Source organism: Rhizobium esperanzae (genome assembly GCF_014197615.1).
GTDB lineage: Bacteria > Pseudomonadota > Alphaproteobacteria > Rhizobiales > Rhizobiaceae > Rhizobium > Rhizobium esperanzae_A.
Genome location: NZ_JACIFY010000019.1, coordinates 1 through 18,692 on the forward strand (window position 1 = coordinate 1; position 18,692 = coordinate 18,692).

Sequence of the window (18,692 nt, forward strand, 5' to 3'; positions counted from 1 at the left end):
CGGCTTGCCCATGGTCGATCTCCTTCCATGCACAAGTGAATCACAAATCAAGCTTCAACGGAATCCTGAATCACGTAAGCTGCGACACGCTTTAGTGGAAGTCGGCGGACCCCTGCCCGAACAAAGCTTCCGCGATCTTTCCCAATTCCGTCGGCTTCTCGCATAGCGCAAAGCCCGTGAACCTCACGGGAATTACCGACGGGTCGAAGGCCGTGGCAAATACAAACGGGATATTGCGGCGTTCAAGCTCCTCGGCGACCGGAAAGACAAATTCGCCCTCCAGGTGAACATCGAGGATTGCTGCGTCGATCTTCTCGTTCTCGACACGCTCGAGAGCCGCGCTCACCCGGGCGACCGGGCCGACGACGACAGCACCGGCTTTCTCAAGTTTCCACCGTGTCTCATCTGCCAGGAAATATTCATCTTCGACAATCAGTACGCGTTTTCCCGCAAAGAGCTCGATGGCCGAATTTTCCAAAGCCTCGCTCCTCTGATCCAATTGTGACCGACCGGCAGCCGCCGGACGGCTTTTCCCGATCGTGTGCCATCGTCTTCGATCCGGCTGAACAACCAACATACCGCAGCCGCGAATGTTCCCGGCGTATTGACGACAGCGGCAACAGACTGATTCTCGCTATCGGTCAGCCAACCGCTTCTCCAGATGCACCTTTTCGAGTTCGACGCCCATACTCCGGGAAAATTCACGACCGCGCCAGACGATGGTGAAACCGCAAGATTCGTAGAGCCGGATCGCGCCCGTATTCCTGGCATGCGTGTCGAGGCGGGCCGTCGCCAGCCCTTCCGCCGCCATCAGCTCGCACAGATAAACCAAGAGAGCCCGACCGACGCCCCTGCCCTGATGATCGGGGCACACCCAGAGATCCGACACATAATTCGGTTCGTTTTCGCGCGCGCCCCAGCCGATGATCGCCTTGCCATGTTCGGCAACGAAGATCTCGCCTTTCGTCTCTCCGGGGAAGATCGCGAACTCGCGCCGAACCCTGACAATCACATCGGGATCGCGATAGCTGTCTTCGTAGGCGCCGCTTGCGGCCCATGCGGCGAAGCCGACGGCGCCGACCGCTTCGTGGTCGGCCGCCGCTATCTTTCGGATCGTAAGGTCCGTTACCACCACTTGGCCGGCGTAAACCGGCCGGCCGCCTGTTCGATGACATGGGCGGTTTTGAAGAGGGTTTCCTCGTCGAAGGGCTTGCCGATCAGTTGCAGGCCGAGCGGCAGGCCTTTCTGGTCGAGGCCGGCGGGCACGGCGATGCCCGGCAGGCCAGCCATGTTGACCGTCACCGTGAAGATGTCGTTCAGATACATCTTCACCGGATCGGCAGCGAGATCCTCATCGGCGATGCCGAAGGCGGAGGACGGTGTCGCCGGCGTCAGGATGGCGTCGACGCCGGCATCGAAGGCAAGCTCGAAATCGCGCTTGATCAGCGTGCGGACCTTCTGGGCGCGGATGTAATAGGCATCGTAATAACCGGCCGACAGCACATAGGTGCCGATCATGATGCGGCGCTTGACTTCCTGGCCGAAGCCGGCGGCACGCGTCTTCTCGTACATGTCGACGATATCCTTGCCGTCGACGCGCAGGCCGTAGCGCACGCCGTCGTAACGCGCGAGGTTCGAGGACGCCTCGGCCGGAGCGACGATATAATAGGCCGGAAGGGCGTATTTGGTGTGCGGCAGCGAGATGTCGACGATCTCGGCACCGGCTTCCTTCAGCCAGACAATGCCCTGGCGCCAGAGGGTCTCGATCTCCTCGGGCATGCCGTCGACGCGATATTCGTTCGGAATGCCGATCTTCATGCCCTTCAGCGACTGGCCGAGGACGGCCTCGTAATCCGGCACCGGCAGATCGACCGATGTCGTGTCCTTGGCGTCGACGCTTGCCATCGATTTCAAAAGGATGGCGGCATCGCGCACGTCGCGGGCGATCGGGCCTGCCTGGTCGAGCGAAGAGGCGAAGGCGACGGTGCCCCAGCGCGAGCAGCGGCCATAGGTCGGCTTGATGCCGACGGTGCCGGTGAAGGCGGCCGGCTGGCGGATCGAGCCGCCGGTGTCCGTGGCGGTGGCGCCAGCGCACAGATGGGCGGCGACAGCCGCGGCCGAACCGCCGGAGGAACCGCCGGGCACGAGTTGCTGATTGGAGCCTGACGCACGCCAGGGATTGATCACCGGGCCGTAATAGGACGTCTCGTTGGAAGAGCCCATGGCGAACTCGTCCATGTTGAGCTTGCCGAGCATGACGGCGCCGTCATCCCAGAGGTTCTGCGTCACGGTCGATTCATAACGCGGCTCGAAACCATCGAGAATGTGGCTGCAGGCCTGGGTATGCACGCCGACCGTGGCAAAGAGATCCTTGATGCCGAGCGGAATGCCTTCGAGCTCGCCGGCCTTGCCGGCGGCGATGCGCTCGTCGGAGTTCTTGGCCATGACACGGGCGAGATCCGGCGTCGTCTTGATATAGGCATTCAGCCGGCCATTGGCCGCATCGATCGCCGAGATATAGGCCTCGGTCAGTTCGAGTGCGGTGATTTCCTTGGCGCGCAGCTTCTGGCGGGCTTCGGCAATGGTCAGGCTGGTGAGTTCGCTCATGGTGTTTTCGCTTCAGATCTTGAAAATGGCAACAGGGTCGGAAAGAGGCTTCGAAGCCTTATTCGACGACTTTCGGCACCAGGAAGAAATTATGATCGGTGACGGGCGCGTTGGCGACGACATCGGCAGCCTTGCTGCCGTCGGTCACCGCATCGGTCCGCTTCTTCATCGCCATCGGGGTTACCGAGGTCATCGCCTCGACGCCGTCGACATTCACTTCGGAGAGCTGCTCGACGAAGCCGAGGATGCCGTTCAGCTCGCCGACCATGCGATTTGCCTCGTCTTCGGAGACGGCAATACGGGCAAGGTGGGCGACGCGCTTCACGGTGGCAAGATCGACGGACATGGCATTCTCCGGATAGGATTTTTCCTACCCGCTATAAAGGCCATGTCCGCCCGGTGCAACGGGGTTTCGTCAGATCGACAGGCTCTCGGCAGGCTTGAGCGCCTTCACATCGGTCTTCGATCCTTCCATGCCGGCGACGAATTTATCGGCCGTCTGATCGATGATCGGGAAGGTGCCGAAGTGGCAGGGGATCGCGGTCTTGAAGTTGAAATAGCGCCGGCAGGCAAGAGCCGCCACCGCGCCGCCCATGGTGAAGCGGTCGCCGATCGGCACGAGGCCGATGTCGGGCTGGTGCAATTCGTTGATCAGCGCCATGTCGGAGAAGATGTCGGTATCGCCCATGGCGAGAATCGAGGCCTCGTCTTCGAAATGCAGCATCAGGCCGTTGGCATTGCCAAGCGCATGCGAGACACCGTCCTCGGTGATCTGGGCAGACGAGTGCAGCGCATTGGTGAAGGTTGCCGAGAAGCTGCCGAGCGCGACCGTGCCGCCGGTATTGCCCATCTCGATCTTGTCGACGCCCTTGGAGCCGAGCCAGGCGGCGAGATCGGCATTGGCGAGGACGACGGCGCCGGTTTCCTTGGCAAGCGCCACTGTATCGCCGACATGGTCGCCATGGCCATGTGTCAGAAGGATGTGGGTGATGCCCGCCGAAACGTCCTTGATATCCTGGCCGGAAAAGGAGGCGTTATAGCTGAGGAAGGGATCGAGCAGGATCTTCGCCTTTCCGGTCTCGATGCGGAAGGCGGAATGGCCGAGCCAGGTGATCTTCATGAAATCTCTCCTCTATTATGGGACGCAAAAGCAGGTTTCGGGAGATCCGGATGATTTTACGCCGGATCGGCCTAAAATCTGAATCCGCATCTCATTCAAGGAATTGGAGCATGATGTCGTCCGAAAACCGCTCACACTTTTCGGCATCATGCTCTAAGGACATATCTCATGCGCCTGCAAAGAAAAGCGGCGGCGAGTTCAATTTCTTTTGACGGGACAAAACGGCGATGACAGTGCTGACGATCGAGGAAATGGCCGGGACACTTGCCCCGCGGCAGGCGATTGCCGGCCTCGATCTCGGCACCAAGACGATCGGGCTGTCGATGTCCGATCTCGGCCGGCGTTTCGCCACGCCGCGCCCGGTGATCCGCCGCGTCAAGTTCACCATCGATGCGCAGGCGCTCTTGGATTTTGCGGCAGCCGAAAAGGTCGCGGGCTTCATCATCGGCCTGCCGATGAACATGGACGGATCGGCGGGTCCGCGGGTGCAGGCGACACGCGCCTTCGTGCGCAACATGGAGCAGAAGACGGCCCTGCCCTTCGTCTATTGGGATGAGCGGCTTTCGACGGTGGCAGCCGAACGGACGCTGCTGGAAATGGACGTCTCACGCGCCAAGCGGGCCGAACGGATCGATTCGGCCGCGGCAAGCTTCATCCTTCAGGGCGCCCTCGACAGGCTTTCCTTGCTGGCAAGGTCGGGAGACGAGTTCAGCGCCTGACGCGCCCTCCACCAGGCGATGATCGACTTGCGCTTTCTGAAGCCGAGAATGGCGAAGACGACGAGGCTGTCGACCGCGATGGCGCGGGCCACGAGCGGCGGGATCGTCTCCGGCGGAAGGCCGAGCGCCTTTCCGTAAAGCTGGAAGGTCAGGTCATGGACCTGGCGCGACAGCATGAGGATGCCGAAATTCATGTCGTAATAGGAGAGCCAGTACCATCCGCCGAGAAAGACGATGGGGCCGGCCCAGAAGATCAGAAACCACCTCATGCGGCCTCTCCTCCATGCTTGCGCGCGACGGGCAGATCGAGGGAGACCAACCAGGTCGACAGTGCCATGGTGCAAAGCACCAGGGTGGGAATTGCGATATCCAGCGCCAGAACTGCGAAAAACATCATCGCCGTTACGAAAAATGTGGCTCTGCCGATCTTGGGTCCCATGGATGTCAACTCGGAGACTCTCACTCATTCCATCTCTGCTGATCCCACACTGTCGGGTTAACCCGGCCCAGGCAACGTAAACCATTTATTAAGGTTAACGCGACACCGGTTCCCTGTGGATGAAGAAGCGAGAGCGGTTCACGCTTTCACGGAAGCGCCGAACAGTGCTAGCCTTTTGCTTTTACGCAATTCCCGGCAAAAGCGCTTTGCGCTTTGCCTGGAATTGCTCTATCAGCCGTAGACGCCGCGCACGATACGCTTCAGCGCCGTCGCCGCCTTCTCCCAGTCCTTGGACGTCTTCAGCGACAAGCCGGCGCACTGCCCGCCGGCCGAGGCGGCAAGCACGAGGTGCTGGATCGCTGCGATGACGATGGCATTGACCGCTGCCGTATCTACGCCCTTCGGCGGCGTCAGCGAGCCGCGCATGCGTTCCAGCCAGAGAGCCAGCGCCTTCGAACGCGCTTCCGACAGCCGCCTCACCTGCTCGGTGTTTTCCGATATCTCCCAGGCGAGGATACGGCGCATCAGCTGATCGTTTCGCAAAGCGTCGAGGAGGAGAAGTGACAGCCGCTCCATCAGGTCGCCATAAGTGAGCAGGAACATGCCGCCGGTGTCTTCCGGAATGCGATCTTTCACCCATGTGCCGAGATCGGCGCCGATCGCCTCGACCAGGCCGTCGAGGCCGCCATAATAGCGATAGATCAGCTGCTTGTCGCAGCCGGCGCGGCGGGCGACCGCATTGATGCCGAAATTCTGAAAGCCTTCCTCGGCCAGCAGCCGCTTGGCGGCGGCAAGGATCGCACGCTCGGTGGCGCCGCGATCACGCACGCGCCGTTCCGGCTCGCCGCCGGCCTCACGCGAATTTTCAAGATTGACGGCTTCATTCAGCATGACCGACCCTTCCCCGCTGTCACCAATCGGTGAGTAGCGGGCAGTCCTCATGCAATCAATCCTATCCCCTTGGGAAGATTGTGGATATTCCATCCCGCACGGATGATTGGCGTCGAAGGCATGCGGAGGGACGTATGCCGGGCCGATCGGATCGGCTGAGAAATCTCGTCCTTGCGGTTGATCGCGATGGACGAACCCGGCATAGCTGCATTATGAACAATTCTAATATTCTCGACTAAGGCCCTGCAATGGTGAACTATATCGAAGCCTCTTCCGCGCCCTCGAAGAATACGGGCGCCATCCGGCTTTATGACGCGCAAGCATTCGAGGGCATGCGCAGGGCATGCCAGCTGACGGCGCGCTGCCTCGATGCGCTCGCCGATATCGTCAAGCCCGGGCTGGTGACCGATGACATCGACCGATTCGTCTTCGATTTCGGCATGGATCACGGCGCCCACCCGGCGACGCTGAACTATCGCGGCTACACCAAATCGACCTGCACCTCGATCAACCACGTCGTCTGCCACGGCATTCCGAACGACAAGCCGCTGCGTGAAGGCGATATCGTCAATATCGACGTCACCTTCGTGCTTGACGGCTGGCACGGCGATTCCAGCCGGATGTACCCTGTCGGCACGATCAAGCGCGCCGCCGAGCGGCTACTCGAGGTTACCTACGAATCGCTGATGCGCGGCATTGCCGCCGTCAGGCCGGGTGCGCGCACCGGCGCGATCGGCGAGGCGATCCAGACCTTTGCCGAGGCCGAGCGCTGCTCGGTGGTGCGTGATTTCTGCGGCCACGGCGTCGGCCGGCTGTTTCACGATTCGCCGAATATCTTGCATTACGGCCGCGCCAACGAGGGGCCGGAGCTGCGCGAAGGTATGATCTTCACCATCGAGCCGATGATCAATCTCGGCCGGCCGCATGTGAAGGTGCTGGCCGACGGCTGGACGGCGGTCACCCGCGACCGCTCGCTTTCGGCGCAGTACGAACACACCGTCGGCGTCACCTCCGACGGCTGCGAGATATTCACGCTGTCGCCCGGCGGCCTCGACCGCCCCGGTCTGTCGCCATACAACGGGTGACGCTGCGATGGCGAAAGGCCCTGTTTCGACATCTTCCGACGACGAGCTGCCTTTCCCAACGCAAGAGCCCATGGCCGACGAACGCTCGTTCTTCGGCAAACAGAAACCGTCCATGTCGAAAGCCGGGAGCGCCCTGCCCGCCTCGCTTGCCGGGCAAGAGCATTATCATGGCCATCGCGAGCGGTTGCGCGACCGCTTCCGCGAGCTCGGCGACACCGCGCTTGCCGACTACGAAATCCTCGAGCTCCTGCTCTTCCGGCTGATTCCGCGGCGTGACACCAAGCCGATCGCCAAGGCGCTGATCGAACGCTTCGGCTCGCTTTCCGGCGTCTTCGGCGCGCCGCCGGCGCTGCTGACAGAGGTGAAGGGCGTCGGCGAGGCTGTCGCCCTCGACCTGAAACTGATCTCGACCGTCGCCCACCGGACCCTGAAGAGCGAGCTCCGGAGCAAGCAGGTGCTCTCCTCCTGGTCGTCGGTCATCCAGTATTGCCACGCCGCCATGGCGCATGAAACGCGCGAACAATTCCGCATTCTCTTCCTCGACAAGCGCAACGTGCTGATCGCCGACGAGGTGCAGGGCCGCGGCACCGTCGACCATACACCGGTCTATCCGCGCGAGGTGGTCAAACGCGCGCTGGAGCTTTCGGCAACGGCGATGATCCTGGTGCACAACCACCCTTCCGGCGATCCGACACCATCACGCGCCGACATCGACATGACGAAGGTGATCATCGATGCCGCCAAGGCGCTCGACATCACCGTCCACGACCACGTCATTATCGGCAAGGACGGCCATGTCAGCCTGAAGGGGCTGAAGCTGATCTGAAGAGGAAATGGGCCGACCGCCGACGAAGCGCGGAGCGCCAGCACGTCGGCTGTCGATTGGGCGAGGTCGCAGGCAAGCATTCGAGGCAAGCGACGATTGAGGAAAGCTGGAATTGACATCAATCGCTGGTGCGCGATTGTATGCAATCCGGCCCCACCACACGCCGACCGATATCCGCCAGACATACCGAGAAGATGAAGCTCCATGACGATCTCCAGCGGCAACACTGATCGATCAACCCGGCTCTGCCGCGACGTGCTTTGCCTCGATGATTTTGAAATGAAGGCCCGGCGACATCTGCCGAAGCCTCTGTTCGGTTATATCGCCGGCGCAACCGAGACCAATGCGTCGCTGCGCCATAACGCGGCAGCCTTCCAGGCCTATGCCTTCCGCCCTCGTGTCCTTCGGGACGTCTCCGGACGCAGCACCGAGACGAGCCTCTTCGGCAAGACCCATGCCGTGCCGTTCGGCATCGCGCCGATGGGGATCAGCGCGTTGATGGCCTATCGAGGCGACATCGTGCTTGCGCAAGGAGCGGACCAATCGGGAATGCCGATGATCATCAGCGGTTCATCACTCATCCCTCTGGAAGAGATCGCTGCGGTTTCGCCACAAGCATGGTTTCAGGCCTATCTGCCCGGCGAACCCGACCGTATTGATGCTCTCGTCGATCGCGTCGCTGCGGCCGGCATCCGCACGCTTCTGCTGACCGTGGACACGGCGACGCTGCCCAATCGCGAAAACAATGTAAGGGCCGGGTTTTCGACGCCTTTGCGTCCCGGTCTGCGCCTGGCCTGGCAGGGCATTTCGCACCCGCGCTGGACCACCGGCACATTCCTGCGCACGATTGTCCGGCACGGCATTCCGCATTTTGAAAATTCCTATGCCACACGAGGCGCGCCGATCATCTCCTCGAACGTCACGCGCGATTTCGGCAGGCGTGATCATCTCAACTGGGAGCATCTGGAGCGGATCCGCAAGAGGTGGTCCGGCACGCTTGTGGTCAAGGGGATCATGCATCCTGAAGACGCGGCACGGGCTGCCGATACCGGGGCGGATGGCGTGATCGTCTCCAATCACGGCGGCCGCCAATTGGACGGCACCGCATCTCCCCTTCAGGTGCTTCCGGAGATTGCGGCCCGTGTTGGAGACCGCACCGCGGTCATGGTCGACGGCGGCTTCAGGCGCGGAACTGACATCATGAAGGCCCTGGCCCTCGGAGCCTGTTTTGTGTTCGTCGGCAGGCCGTTCCTTTACGCTGCAGCCGTCGCAGGCCTACCGGGCGTGCTGAAGGCGGCTGATATCCTGAAGAGGGAACTGCATAGCAATATGGCTTTGCTCGGCGTTACCAAGGTGAGCGATATTTCCGCTGACTACATCACCCGGGCGTGAAGCCTTCGAATGATCCGAAGACGATCACATGCTGCACCGACAACACGGGCTCATTGCCGGCGACCCGGCACCGTCGCGTACCGACATTAAAACGACGAAGGTGATCATCGATGCCGCCAAGGCGTTCGATATTATCGTCCAAGACCACGTCATTATCGGTTGGGCCGGCCATCTCAGACTGAAGGGGTTGAAGCTGATCCGAAAAGCACAGGGCGGGCTGAATCGGCGGCCGTAAAACAATCTGTAACATTGACCGGCTACCGATAGACGGGCGACATTTTGTGTCGCAAATGATTCCATTTCCAATCCGGGGCCAGATGATGCTTCAGTACGATCTTGTTGTGGTGGGCAGCGGTCCCGCAGGGCGCCGCGGCGCCATCCAGGCTGCAAAACTCGGCAAGAAAGTGCTTGTCATCGAGCAGGGAAAACGCGTCGGCGGCGTGTCCGTACATACCGGCACCATCCCTTCCAAAACGCTGCGCGAGACCGCGCTCAATCTTTCCGGCTGGCGTGAACGCGGCTTCTACGGCCGGTCCTACCGCGTCAAGGAAGAGATCAGCGCAGACGACCTGCGCCGGCGCCTGCTGATTACCCTCAACCACGAGGTCGAGGTGCTGGAACACCAGTTCGCCCGCAACCGCGTGCAGCATATTCGCGGCAAGGCGAGCTTCATCGATGCGTCGACGCTGCAGGTGATCAAAGAAGACGGCGAGGTTACGCAGGTCACCGCCGCCAGCGTGTTGCTCGCCGTCGGCACAAAGCCGTTCCGCCCCGATTACATCCCCTTCGACGGCAAGACCGTTCTCGACAGCGACGAACTGCTCGATATACAGGAGCTGCCGCGCTCGATGGTCGTCATCGGCGCCGGCGTCATCGGCATCGAATATGCCACGATCTTCAGCGCGCTCGACACGGCCGTCACCGTCATCGACCCGAAGGCGACGATGCTCGACTTCATCGACAGGGAAATCGTCGAAGATTTCACCTACCAGCTGCGCGACCGCAACATGAAGCTGCTGCTCGGCCAGAAGGCCGACAAGGTGGAGACGTTGGAAGACGGCAAGGTCGAGCTGACGCTCGACAGCGGTCGGCGCCTGACCACCGACATGGTGCTTTTCGCCGCCGGCCGCATGGGGGCAACCGATGCGCTGAACCTTCCGGCCATCGGCCTCGAAGCCGACAGCCGCGGCCGTCTCAAGGTCAATCCGGAAACCTTCCAGACATCGGTTGCCAACATCTACGCCGCCGGCGACGTCGTCGGCTTTCCGAGCCTTGCCTCGACCTCGATGGAACAGGGCCGCATCGCCGCCCGCGTCGCAATCGGCGCGGTCGCCAAGGAGCCGCCGAAATATTTCCCCTACGGCATCTATGCCGTGCCGGAGATTTCCACCTGCGGGCTGACCGAAGAAGAGATGAAGGAGCGCGGCATTGCCTATGAATGCGGCATCGCCCGCTTCCGCGAGACCTCGCGCGGTCATATCATGGGCCTCGACACCGGGCTCTTGAAGCTGATCTTCTCGCTGAAGACGCGGCGCCTGCTCGGCGTGCATATCGTCGGCGAAGGTGCTACCGAGCTGGTGCATATCGGCCAGGCGGTGCTCAACCTCAAAGGCACGGTCGAATATTTCGTCGAAAACACCTTCAACTATCCGACGCTCGCCGAAGCCTACAAGATCGCCGGCCTCGACGCATGGAACCGGATGGGCGATATCAAGTCGGAACTCTAAGCGCCTTGGCGGCACGCTTGTCGTCTGGATGAGATCCGGCAGTCAAAATGGAGCCGAACAGCATTGCGCATCATTTCGCTGAATGCATGGGGCGGCAGGCTGCATGAGGCCCTGATCGATTATGTCAGGCAGGCCGAGCCGGACGTGCTGTGCCTGCAGGAGGTGTTGCGGGCGCCGGGTGTCGATTGCGGATGGGCGATCTATCGGGATGCGGGGCTCGAACTGCCGCAGCGCGCCAATCTCTTTGCCGAGATCGGCGCCGCCCTGCCCGGCCACGACGGCTTCTTCTTTCCCTCATCGAGAGGCGAACTCTTCGACGGCGACAACGCCATTGCCGCCGAGTTCGGGCTGGCGACCTTTGTGCGCAAATCGCATTCCATCATCGCCGAGGGGCTGGATTTCGTGCATGGCCGTTTCTCCGCCGATGGCTGGGGTCAACATCCGAGACCACGAAACGCCCATTGCATCCGCCTCTTCAGTCATGAGCAGGGCCGTAGCGTGACGATCGCCCACATGCATGGCTTGCGCGATCCCGCCGGCAAGGGCGATACGGCAGCGCGCCTGGAACAGGCTGCAGCGCTGGTCGGGCTCATCGAGCGCGTCTGGCCCGGTGACGAAGGGCTCGTCGTCTGCGGCGATTTCAACGTTTTGCCTGACAGCGCAACCTTTGCGATTCTCGCCGGCCTCGGGCTTTCCGATCTCGTCACCGGAAACGGCCTTGTAGACACGCGCACCTCCTACTATCTGAAGCAGGGCCGCTTTGCCGACTACATGCTGGTGACACCGGGGGTGAAGATTGCCAAATTCGAGGTGGTGGAAGCGCCCGAGGTCTCCGACCACCGCGCATTGCTGCTCGATATCGGGTAGTATATTGAAGATTGATACGTTGCGCGGAGCGTTTCGCGCGCAGCGCCGTTTTTTAGGCCTTGGTTCGAACCCTCACAAGTCGCATTGATACGCCATGCGTGATATGTGCCTTCAACTCCATTTTGCCTCCGGCAAAAGCTTCTGAAGAAAGATAGATAATCTTGTCCCATGTCTTGGAAGCTGCGCGCCGACGTTTTCAGCTGATCCTGATCAAGCCGTCGCATTATGACGACGATGGTTACGTCATCCGCTGGTGGCGGGCGATGATCCCGTCCAATTCGCTCGCGGCTCTCTACGGCATCGCCGCCGAATGCGCCGAGCGCAAGGTGCTCGGGGCCGATACCGCGATCGACATTACCGTGATCGACGAGACCAATACTCGGATCGATGTCGCCGGGCTGCTCGCCCAGTTCAAGCGTCATGACAATTTCGGCATGATCGCGCTTGTCGGCGTCCAGACCAACCAGTATCCGCGCGCCCTCGATATCGCCCGGCCGTTCCGCGCTGCCGGCCTGCCGGTTTCGATCGGCGGCTTCCATGTTTCCGGTTGCCTGTCGATGCTGGATGGCAAGGCGGTCGGGCTCGACGCCTGCCGCGACATGGGCATCTCGATGTTCGCCGGAGAGGCCGAGGGCCGGCTGGAGATGGTGCTGCGCGACGCCGCCGCTGGCGAGCTGAAGCCGCTCTATAATTTCATGAACGACCTTCCGGGCATCGGCGGCACGCCGGTTCCCTTCCTGCCGAAGGACAATATCCAGCGCACGCTCGGGCTCAGCACCAGCTTCGACGCCGGACGCGGCTGTCCCTATCAATGCTCGTTCTGCACCATCATCAACGTGCAGGGACGCAAATCGCGGTTCCGCTCGGCCGACGATGTCGAACGGCTGGTGCGGATGAACTGGGCGCAGGGCATCCATAAATTCTTCATCACCGACGACAATTTCGCCCGCAACAAGGATTGGGAAGCGATCTTCGACCGGCTGATCGAGCTCAAGGAACGGGACGGCATTCCGCTCGGCCTGATGATCCAGGTCGACACGCTCTGCCACAAGATCCCGAACTTCATCGAGAAATCCCGGCGCGCCGGCGTCACCCGCGTGTTCATCGGCCTCGAAAACGTCAATCCGGACAATCTGACCGCCGCCAAGAAGAATCAGAACAAGATCACCGAATATCGCAAGATGCTGCTCGCCTGGAAGGCGCAGGGCATCATGACGCTCGCCGGCTATATTCTGGGCTTCCCCGCCGACACGCCGGAATCGATTCGCCGCGACATCGCGATCATCCAGGAAGAGCTGCCGCTCGACGTCATCGAATTCTTCATCCTGACGCCGCTGCCCGGCTCCGAAGACCATCAGGTGCTGTGGAAGAAGGGCGTCGAGATGGATGCCGATCTCAACATCTACGATGTCGAACATGTCTGCACCGCGCATCCGAAGATGAGCAAGCAGCAATGGGAGGATATCTACCACGAGGCCTGGGCGCTCTATTACTCGCCTGACCACATGAAGACGCTGCTGCGCCGCGCTGTGGCGACCGGTGTGCCGCTTGCAAGGCTGGTCAAGGTTCTCGTCTCCTTCGCGACCACCGTACCGCTGGAAAACGTACATCCGCTGCAGAGCGGCCTCTTGCGCCTGAAGACGCCGTCGGAGCGGCGCCCGGAACTGCCGCGCGAACATCCGCTGGTCTTCTGGCCGCGTTTTGCCTGGGAAACTTTCCGCAAACATGCCTCGCTTGCCGGCACGATCATCGGCCTGACGATTTCAGCCTTCCTGATTTCACGGGATGCGAAGTCGAAAACCTATATGGATCAGGCCCTGACGCCTGTCGCCGACGACGAAGAGGAAACGCTCCACCTTTTCACCCAGACCGCCGGCGGCGCCGCAGCCGTCAGCCATGTCAGGAAAGTCGCGCAACTGACGGGGCATTGAGCGGCAATTCTTGCAACAGCGGCCGACGCCCTGTCGGCCGGAGATGACTGATGCCATCAAAGTCGAAGCTTGAGGGCTTCGACTTTCGTTCGGCTGGAACAAGGCCAAAACCGCTCACACGTTGCGGCGTCACGCTCTATGTGATTTGGATCATCCGGCTCTTCTCGGCCACTTGCAGCGTGTCGACGAATTCGACGATCTTGACCGGTTTGCCATCCCGGAAATGGATCTTGTCGACGAATTCCGTAGAGAAGGTTACGCCCGATGGGATGTGCCTGACCTCGCCTTCACGATGGGCAAAGACCATCTGCTCATCCTCGTCCACATAGATGCCGGTCGTCCTGACCTTGGATAGATCCCATGCGGCGATAAGCTGCGTTATCGTTTGGCGAAAATCATGCCCGCTCGATTCCGTCGTCAAAGGCGCCAGCCGTGCATTGCCGACCATGCGAAAGGTGCAACCCTCGCCGAACAGCGCAAGCGTACCCTCGATATCACCACGGCCACGCACAGAATAGATTTCCTCTACCAGCCTCTTCATGTCGTTCTTTGCGGTCATTTCAGGTCCTCCTCCACCCAAAGCTCTTTGTTTTTATGCATGTCGTCATCCTGGCGGCATGCGCCAGCAAAATCTGCGCGGACTTACAGTATTCTCAACTATTTGTTGTTGCCAGCGAAGATAACACCATGATGGAGAGGGCGTCGAGTACCCCGTCCGGATGACCCGCAAAGAAAAAGCCCCGCACGATGGCGGGGCTTTTCCAAACTTCAGAACTGAAAAGCGATTATTCGGCGCTTTCGTCAGCCGCCTTCTTCTTCGGTGCAGCCTTCTTTTTCGGTGCGGCTTCTTCGCCTTCACCGGCGTCGGCAGCTTCGGCCTTGGCGGCAGCCTTCTTCTTCGGCGCAGCCTTCTTGGTCTCGGCCTTCGCCTCGCCTTCTTCCTCGGCGAGCAGCTCTTCCTTGGTCACCTTCTTGTCGGTGACGTCGATTTCGGTCAGCAGGTGATCGATGACCTTCTCTTCGAAGATCGGCGCACGGATCGAAGCGGCGGCACCCGGCTGGCTGCGGAAGAAATCGAGGATCTGCTTTTCCTGGCCAGGATACTGGCGCAGCTGTTCGAAGATGGCGCGCTGCATCTCGTCTTCGCTGACTTCGACGCCGGCCTTTTCGCCGATTTCGGAGAGAACGAGGCCGAGGCGGACACGACGCTCGGCGAGCGTCTTGTATTCCTCACGTGCCTTTTCTTCGGTCGTGTCTTCGTCCTCGAAGGTCTTGCCGGATTGAGCGAGGTCGTTGTTCACCTGGCTCCAGATGCCGTTATATTCGGCGTCGACCAGCGAGTTCGGGGTCTCGAACTTGTACATCTCGTCAAGCTGGTCGAGGATCTGGCGCTTCAGCTTCTGGCGGGTCAGCGAACCGTACTGCGATTCGATCTGGCCGCGGACGATTTCCTTCAGGCGGTCGGCGGATTCGATGCCGAGCTTGGAGGCGAGTTCGTCGTTGATCTCGACGGCGCCGGGGGCTGCAACATCCTTGACCGATACGTCGAAGGTCGCTTCCTTGCCGGCGAGGTTCTTGGCCGGATAGTCGGCCGGGAAGGTCACGGTGATGGTCTTCTCATCGCCGGCCTTGACGCCGACGAGCTGGTCTTCGAAGCCCGGAATGAAGCGGCCGGAGCCGAGCACCAGTTCGGCGCCCTGGTCGGTGCCGCCTTCGAAGGCTTCGCCGTCGACCTTGCCGACGTAATCCATGGTGATGCGGTCGCCGTTCGCGGACTTGCCGGTCTTGGTCTCATAAGCGCGGGCGCTTTCGGCGACCTTCAGGACCTGCTCGTTGACTTCGTCGTCGGAGATATCGATGACTTCGCGCGTGACCTTGATGCCCTTGACCGACTTCAGTTCGATCGGCGGCAGCACTTCATAGGAGAGCGTGAATTCGAAGTCCTGCTCGGCGGCGAGGATCTTGTCGGCTTCGTCCTTGTCCTCGGTCATGGCGATTTCCGGCTGCGTGGCCGACTTTTCGCCGCGGCTGGAGAGGATGGCGGCCGGCTGTTCACGGACGATCTCGTTGACGAGCTCGGCCATGATCGACTTGCCGTAAACCTTCTTCAGGTGAGCAGCGGGGACCTTGCCCGGACGGAAGCCGTTGATGCGGACCCTGTCCTTCACATCGGCAAGACGCGCATCCATCTTGTCCTGCATGTCCTTGGCCGGGATAACGACCTTGATTTCGCGCTTCAGCCCTTCAGCGAGCGTTTCGATAACCTGCATGTCTTCCTACCTTCATGTCGTGGCGGCCGTGCCCAGACGCCGTTCGTTTCGATGAGCACGACGCCGGCAGCGTGCCGCGCGTGGCTTTTCCCAATTCTGTCATTCCGCCCAAAGGGGAACGGCGCTCGCTTCCGGGTATTCGGGACAACTATCTCAGTCTCCCGCTGCAAACAGCTTGGTGCGGGTAGAGAGACTTGAACTCCCACGCCTTGCGGCACCAGAACCTAAATCTGGCGTGTCTACCAATTTCACCATACCCGCGTTCACAAAACCGCATGCCTATGCCTGCGCATGAGGCCTTCCGGAGCGCGGCGTCTCTATATCACCCGATTTGGTCGAGGCAAAGGAAAAATGAACGGCAAATGACAGGGATTTGCGGCCTTCAAGCCGTCCTGTTGCGAAGTGCCGTCGGATCAATAGAGCGGCTCTTCGTAAACCGGCTTGCCATCGACGAGCAGGCTGCGGATCTGGGCGCTTCCGGCTTTCGAGACACGCACCGATATGGCGACGTTGCCGCCATTGCGGGCCTCTTCGATCGGCTTGCCCTCGCCTTCCGGAACATAGTAGCGCTCGATGCCGTATTCGACGCGGATGCTGTCGCCGGCGGCAAGCCCGCTACTATAAAATGGCTGGCTGCGCAGGACCACCGTCTCAGCCAGCGGTGGCAATTCATGGAAGGACGATTCGGTCACCGTCCAGAAATCGTCGGGCTGCTTCTTCAACCGAACCCACAAGACGCGCTCGCCGGGCTCGGCCGGAATGCCGCCGGAAACCGTCTGCACCGGCACCGAGGAAATGTCGTAGTTCAAGACGACATAATCGCCGCGCAGGAAATCGCGCGGATCGACAGGCGCGGTCTTCAGCAGCACCTCGGCGCCATCCTCGAGGATCGACGCCCGACTCTGGATGATCGTGCCGAGGATGAGGGTCTGCAGGCCGGCGACGATGATTGCCGAAAGCATATAGAACTTGCCGGATTGCAGTCTTGCCATCACCGAATTCATGCCCGCTCCCCCTGTGCACTCGCCGAAAACCGCCGCTCGAGACGGATGACGATCCAGGCGACAAACGCCACCACCAGACCGGAGAACAGGAAGAGGCTCGACGTGCCGAGGATGGAGCCGACTGTGACGGAGGCGAGATAGAGCATCTCCGCGGCAAAACTCGTATAGGCGAGATAACGCACCGCGCCGTTGTTCCTGCCGTGCAGAGCGATCGCCAGCACGGAAGCGGCGAGCGTCGCCAGCCCGAGCACCACCAACCGCCAGCCATCCTCGATCTCGATATGCAGCAGCAGGAAACCGATCGCCGCGACGAGGAAGCTGTAGAAGGCCGGGGCAGCACCAGCGGTCCTGACCAGGGAAGCGACGCGCGGGAGCGGCAACGCCGTCAGGACGACGGCCGCCATGCCACCGACGGCGAAGGCGAGCGCAACGGCGATCTCCTCATAAAGAGTATAGAGCCAGGCGAGCCAGCCGATCAAAAGCAGATAGGCGAGATGGCGAGCCCGCTCGGCGCCGGTATAACGCACCAGGGCGATGGTGATCGCCGCCATGACCGGCGCCATCCAGGGATCGAGGCCGATCCAGTGCGAGTCGTAATTCTGGAGATAGACGGCAAAGGACGCCCAGGAAAGAAAGCCGGCGACAACGGTCACTGCGCCCGAACGGAACAGGATTGCCGAGATGGTAGCAATGGCGAACCAGAGATACATCACTGTCTGCTCATCGCCGGAGAGATGATACATCTGCCCGACCAGCGAGATGGCGCCGCCGAAACTCATCGCGCCGATGACCAGCAAGCCGCCTGCGGCCGCTGTCGCACCGCGGGCAAGCATCCGGGCGGCGGCGATGTGCACCACCCAGATCAGCGCCAGGATGACGCCGACGCGGACGAGGCGCGGGATGGCCTCCCAGTTGGAGGCGACGACCAGCAGAATGGCGGCGGCAAGCAGCACCGCCGCCAGCGCCATCAGCACCCTGCCGAGGCTGAAGCTCGCCGGGCGACCGTCGTATTCGGCGAGAAGCGTGGCCGCCGTTTCCTGGCCCAGCAGGCCCTTGCCCACCCAAAGCGAGAGATCCCGCTCCAATCTGCCGCGATACATGCTCCACCCCTTGCGTTCGCGACGCCGACTGCGGCGCTGCGGCTCATGCCGTTATAGCCGCAGCACGGGTGTTCGCAAACGCTGTTGCGACAAATATACAAGTTCCTCACTGGTCGAACTTGTACCGGGCGTTAACCGGCCGCTAACGCCGGAAGCGCATATATAAGCATATGGACGGAGAGGCATGCGCATTTTGCATACCACTCATGAAATTATTGCACTGCAAAATTTCAAATAGTCATACTATTTGTATCGTCATCGAAGCACGGGGATGGCGCCCCGTCCCGGCTCAGCCGGATGCCCGCGGATCCTTTGTCCGTGACGAGATTCGCAGCTGCGCACTCCTCCTCCCAGCGCGCTGCGATAGGACTGGCAACACTCCTCCTCCCAGTTGCCAGTCACCATAATGCGCCCGCCGGATCCTCCCCCGGCGGGCGGCTTTGCTTGGCAAAAGTCCGCTAAAGCACTGGCGGATCGAGGATTTCCGCCGCACAGCACCAGTCCGCAAGGTTGTGGTCACGCCCAGCCGACCGAGGCCGCCCACAAATGGGCAGCTTTCGATCCAACACGGAGCACCTGCCCTGCAGCGGAGGGAGGGTGCAATCGCCCGCGGAGCGGCGTTTTCGGCAGCAGCGGCCACTCGACAGTCCCGAACCGGGTTGGTTTAGCCGGCACCATTCTGCCTATTCGTTGACCAAAAAATGGTAAGTCTGC

20 protein-coding genes and 1 tRNA gene are annotated in these 18,692 nt (G+C 61.2%); 8 read left to right on the top strand and 13 right to left on the bottom strand.

Annotation, left to right across the window (positions count from 1 at the left end; translation table 11 throughout):
* Positions 1-91: 91 nt before the first annotated feature.
* From GGD57_RS22700 to GGD57_RS22720, 5 genes are all read right to left on the bottom strand, one after another.
* Positions 92-478 (bottom strand): response regulator, encoded by a 387-nt coding sequence (locus tag GGD57_RS22700; protein WP_246713720.1) that lies wholly within the window; start codon positions 476-478, stop codon positions 92-94.
* Between the two features lie 156 nt (positions 479-634).
* On the bottom strand, positions 635-1,135 hold the full coding sequence (locus GGD57_RS22705) for a GNAT family N-acetyltransferase (RefSeq protein WP_184472512.1): 501 nt from the start codon (positions 1,133-1,135) through the stop codon (positions 635-637).
* Positions 1,126-2,607, bottom strand: a complete 1,482-nt coding sequence (gatA, locus tag GGD57_RS22710) for an Asp-tRNA(Asn)/Glu-tRNA(Gln) amidotransferase subunit GatA (protein WP_184472513.1) — start codon at positions 2,605-2,607, stop codon at positions 1,126-1,128. The genes GGD57_RS22705 and gatA overlap by 10 nt, the downstream gene beginning before the upstream one ends.
* 58 nt (positions 2,608-2,665) lie before the next feature.
* Complete coding sequence (gatC, locus tag GGD57_RS22715) at positions 2,666-2,953, bottom strand: Asp-tRNA(Asn)/Glu-tRNA(Gln) amidotransferase subunit GatC (protein ID WP_010067897.1); 288 nt, start codon at positions 2,951-2,953, stop codon at positions 2,666-2,668.
* 69 nt (positions 2,954-3,022) lie between these two features.
* Complete coding sequence (locus GGD57_RS22720; protein ID WP_184472514.1) at positions 3,023-3,727, bottom strand: metal-dependent hydrolase; 705 nt, start codon at positions 3,725-3,727, stop codon at positions 3,023-3,025.
* A 227-nt stretch (positions 3,728-3,954) separates the two neighbouring features.
* On the opposite strand from GGD57_RS22720, the gene ruvX reads away from it, so the two are divergent.
* The gene (gene ruvX, locus GGD57_RS22725; RefSeq protein ID WP_184472515.1) at positions 3,955-4,446 is read left to right on the top strand and encodes a Holliday junction resolvase RuvX; all 492 of its coding nucleotides are present in this window, start codon (positions 3,955-3,957) and stop codon (positions 4,444-4,446) included.
* Here ruvX and GGD57_RS22730 read toward each other — a convergent pair.
* The 3 genes from GGD57_RS22730 to GGD57_RS22740 all read right to left on the bottom strand — a co-directional run bounded on the left by GGD57_RS22730 (position 4,386) and on the right by GGD57_RS22740 (position 5,776).
* The gene (locus GGD57_RS22730; RefSeq protein WP_184472516.1) at positions 4,386-4,715 is read right to left on the bottom strand and encodes a DUF6105 family protein; all 330 of its coding nucleotides are present in this window, start codon (positions 4,713-4,715) and stop codon (positions 4,386-4,388) included. The two genes, ruvX and GGD57_RS22730, sit on opposite strands and share 61 nt — an antisense overlap.
* The gene (locus GGD57_RS22735; protein ID WP_184472517.1) at positions 4,712-4,885 is read right to left on the bottom strand and encodes a hypothetical protein; all 174 of its coding nucleotides are present in this window, start codon (positions 4,883-4,885) and stop codon (positions 4,712-4,714) included. The genes GGD57_RS22730 and GGD57_RS22735 overlap by 4 nt, the downstream gene beginning before the upstream one ends.
* A 231-nt stretch (positions 4,886-5,116) precedes the next feature.
* On the bottom strand, positions 5,117-5,776 hold the full coding sequence (locus tag GGD57_RS22740) for a TetR/AcrR family transcriptional regulator (RefSeq protein WP_184472518.1): 660 nt from the start codon (positions 5,774-5,776) through the stop codon (positions 5,117-5,119).
* 248 nt (positions 5,777-6,024) lie between these two features.
* Between GGD57_RS22740 and map the strand changes: the two genes are divergently transcribed.
* The 7 genes from map to GGD57_RS22775 all read left to right on the top strand — a co-directional run bounded on the left by map (position 6,025) and on the right by GGD57_RS22775 (position 13,604).
* On the top strand, positions 6,025-6,861 hold the full coding sequence (gene map, locus GGD57_RS22745; RefSeq protein WP_184472519.1) for a type I methionyl aminopeptidase: 837 nt from the start codon (positions 6,025-6,027) through the stop codon (positions 6,859-6,861).
* A gap of 7 nt (positions 6,862-6,868) precedes the next feature.
* Positions 6,869-7,687 carry a RadC family protein gene (radC, locus tag GGD57_RS22750; protein ID WP_184472520.1) on the top strand — a complete coding sequence of 273 codons (819 nt, stop codon included), beginning with the start codon at positions 6,869-6,871 and terminating at the stop codon, positions 7,685-7,687.
* A gap of 204 nt (positions 7,688-7,891) precedes the next feature.
* Positions 7,892-9,079 (top strand): alpha-hydroxy acid oxidase, encoded by a 1,188-nt coding sequence (locus tag GGD57_RS22755; protein ID WP_184472521.1) that lies wholly within the window; start codon positions 7,892-7,894, stop codon positions 9,077-9,079.
* 28 nt (positions 9,080-9,107) lie between these two features.
* Positions 9,108-9,314: a JAB domain-containing protein gene (locus GGD57_RS22760; protein ID WP_184472522.1), complete on the top strand. Its 207-nt coding sequence runs from the start codon at positions 9,108-9,110 to the stop codon at positions 9,312-9,314.
* 85 nt (positions 9,315-9,399) lie between these two features.
* On the top strand, positions 9,400-10,806 hold the full coding sequence (gene sthA, locus GGD57_RS22765; protein WP_184472637.1) for a Si-specific NAD(P)(+) transhydrogenase: 1,407 nt from the start codon (positions 9,400-9,402) through the stop codon (positions 10,804-10,806).
* 63 nt (positions 10,807-10,869) lie between these two features.
* Positions 10,870-11,673, top strand: a complete 804-nt coding sequence (locus tag GGD57_RS22770) for an endonuclease/exonuclease/phosphatase family protein (protein ID WP_184472523.1) — start codon at positions 10,870-10,872, stop codon at positions 11,671-11,673.
* A gap of 161 nt (positions 11,674-11,834) precedes the next feature.
* Entirely contained in the window at positions 11,835-13,604 is a 1,770-nt protein-coding gene (locus GGD57_RS22775) for a B12-binding domain-containing radical SAM protein (protein WP_184472524.1), read from the top strand.
* Between the two features lie 136 nt (positions 13,605-13,740).
* Here GGD57_RS22775 and GGD57_RS22780 read toward each other — a convergent pair whose 3' ends face one another.
* The 5 genes from GGD57_RS22780 to GGD57_RS22800 form a co-directional block, all read right to left on the bottom strand.
* Positions 13,741-14,163: a nuclear transport factor 2 family protein gene (locus GGD57_RS22780; RefSeq protein ID WP_184472525.1), complete on the bottom strand. Its 423-nt coding sequence runs from the start codon at positions 14,161-14,163 to the stop codon at positions 13,741-13,743.
* Positions 14,164-14,389: 226 nt separating this feature from the next.
* The gene (tig, locus tag GGD57_RS22785) at positions 14,390-15,874 is read right to left on the bottom strand and encodes a trigger factor (protein WP_184472526.1); all 1,485 of its coding nucleotides are present in this window, start codon (positions 15,872-15,874) and stop codon (positions 14,390-14,392) included.
* A 176-nt stretch (positions 15,875-16,050) separates the two neighbouring features.
* Positions 16,051-16,135: transfer RNA gene (locus GGD57_RS22790), tRNA-Leu, on the bottom strand.
* 152 nt (positions 16,136-16,287) lie between these two features.
* Positions 16,288-16,878 (bottom strand): GDYXXLXY domain-containing protein, encoded by a 591-nt coding sequence (locus GGD57_RS22795; RefSeq protein WP_184472527.1) that lies wholly within the window; start codon positions 16,876-16,878, stop codon positions 16,288-16,290.
* Complete coding sequence (locus GGD57_RS22800; RefSeq protein WP_184472528.1) at positions 16,875-17,978, bottom strand: DUF2157 domain-containing protein; 1,104 nt, start codon at positions 17,976-17,978, stop codon at positions 16,875-16,877. Before GGD57_RS22800 ends, GGD57_RS22795 begins: the two co-directional genes overlap by 4 nt.
* Between the last annotated feature and the right edge of the window lie 714 nt (positions 17,979-18,692).

Coding starts and splice junctions, on each gene's coding strand:
- gatA (WP_184472513.1), bottom strand. CDS start 2,607: ATGAGCGAACTCACCAGCCTGACCATTGCCGAAGCCCGCCAGAAGCTG.
- gatC (WP_010067897.1), bottom strand. CDS start 2,953: ATGTCCGTCGATCTTGCCACCGTGAAGCGCGTCGCCCACCTTGCCCGT.
- GGD57_RS22720 (WP_184472514.1), bottom strand. CDS start 3,727: ATGAAGATCACCTGGCTCGGCCATTCCGCCTTCCGCATCGAGACCGGA.
- ruvX (WP_184472515.1), top strand. CDS start 3,955: ATGACAGTGCTGACGATCGAGGAAATGGCCGGGACACTTGCCCCGCGG.
- GGD57_RS22730 (WP_184472516.1), bottom strand. CDS start 4,715: ATGAGGTGGTTTCTGATCTTCTGGGCCGGCCCCATCGTCTTTCTCGGC.
- GGD57_RS22735 (WP_184472517.1), bottom strand. CDS start 4,885: ATGGGACCCAAGATCGGCAGAGCCACATTTTTCGTAACGGCGATGATG.
- GGD57_RS22740 (WP_184472518.1), bottom strand. CDS start 5,776: ATGCTGAATGAAGCCGTCAATCTTGAAAATTCGCGTGAGGCCGGCGGC.
- map (WP_184472519.1), top strand. CDS start 6,025: ATGGTGAACTATATCGAAGCCTCTTCCGCGCCCTCGAAGAATACGGGC.
- radC (WP_184472520.1), top strand. CDS start 6,869: ATGGCGAAAGGCCCTGTTTCGACATCTTCCGACGACGAGCTGCCTTTC.
- GGD57_RS22755 (WP_184472521.1), top strand. CDS start 7,892: ATGACGATCTCCAGCGGCAACACTGATCGATCAACCCGGCTCTGCCGC.
- GGD57_RS22760 (WP_184472522.1), top strand. CDS start 9,108: ATGCTGCACCGACAACACGGGCTCATTGCCGGCGACCCGGCACCGTCG.
- sthA (WP_184472637.1), top strand. CDS start 9,400: ATGCTTCAGTACGATCTTGTTGTGGTGGGCAGCGGTCCCGCAGGGCGC.
- GGD57_RS22780 (WP_184472525.1), bottom strand. CDS start 14,163: ATGACCGCAAAGAACGACATGAAGAGGCTGGTAGAGGAAATCTATTCT.
- tig (WP_184472526.1), bottom strand. CDS start 15,874: ATGCAGGTTATCGAAACGCTCGCTGAAGGGCTGAAGCGCGAAATCAAG.
- GGD57_RS22795 (WP_184472527.1), bottom strand. CDS start 16,878: ATGAATTCGGTGATGGCAAGACTGCAATCCGGCAAGTTCTATATGCTT.
- GGD57_RS22800 (WP_184472528.1), bottom strand. CDS start 17,978: ATGTATCGCGGCAGATTGGAGCGGGATCTCTCGCTTTGGGTGGGCAAG.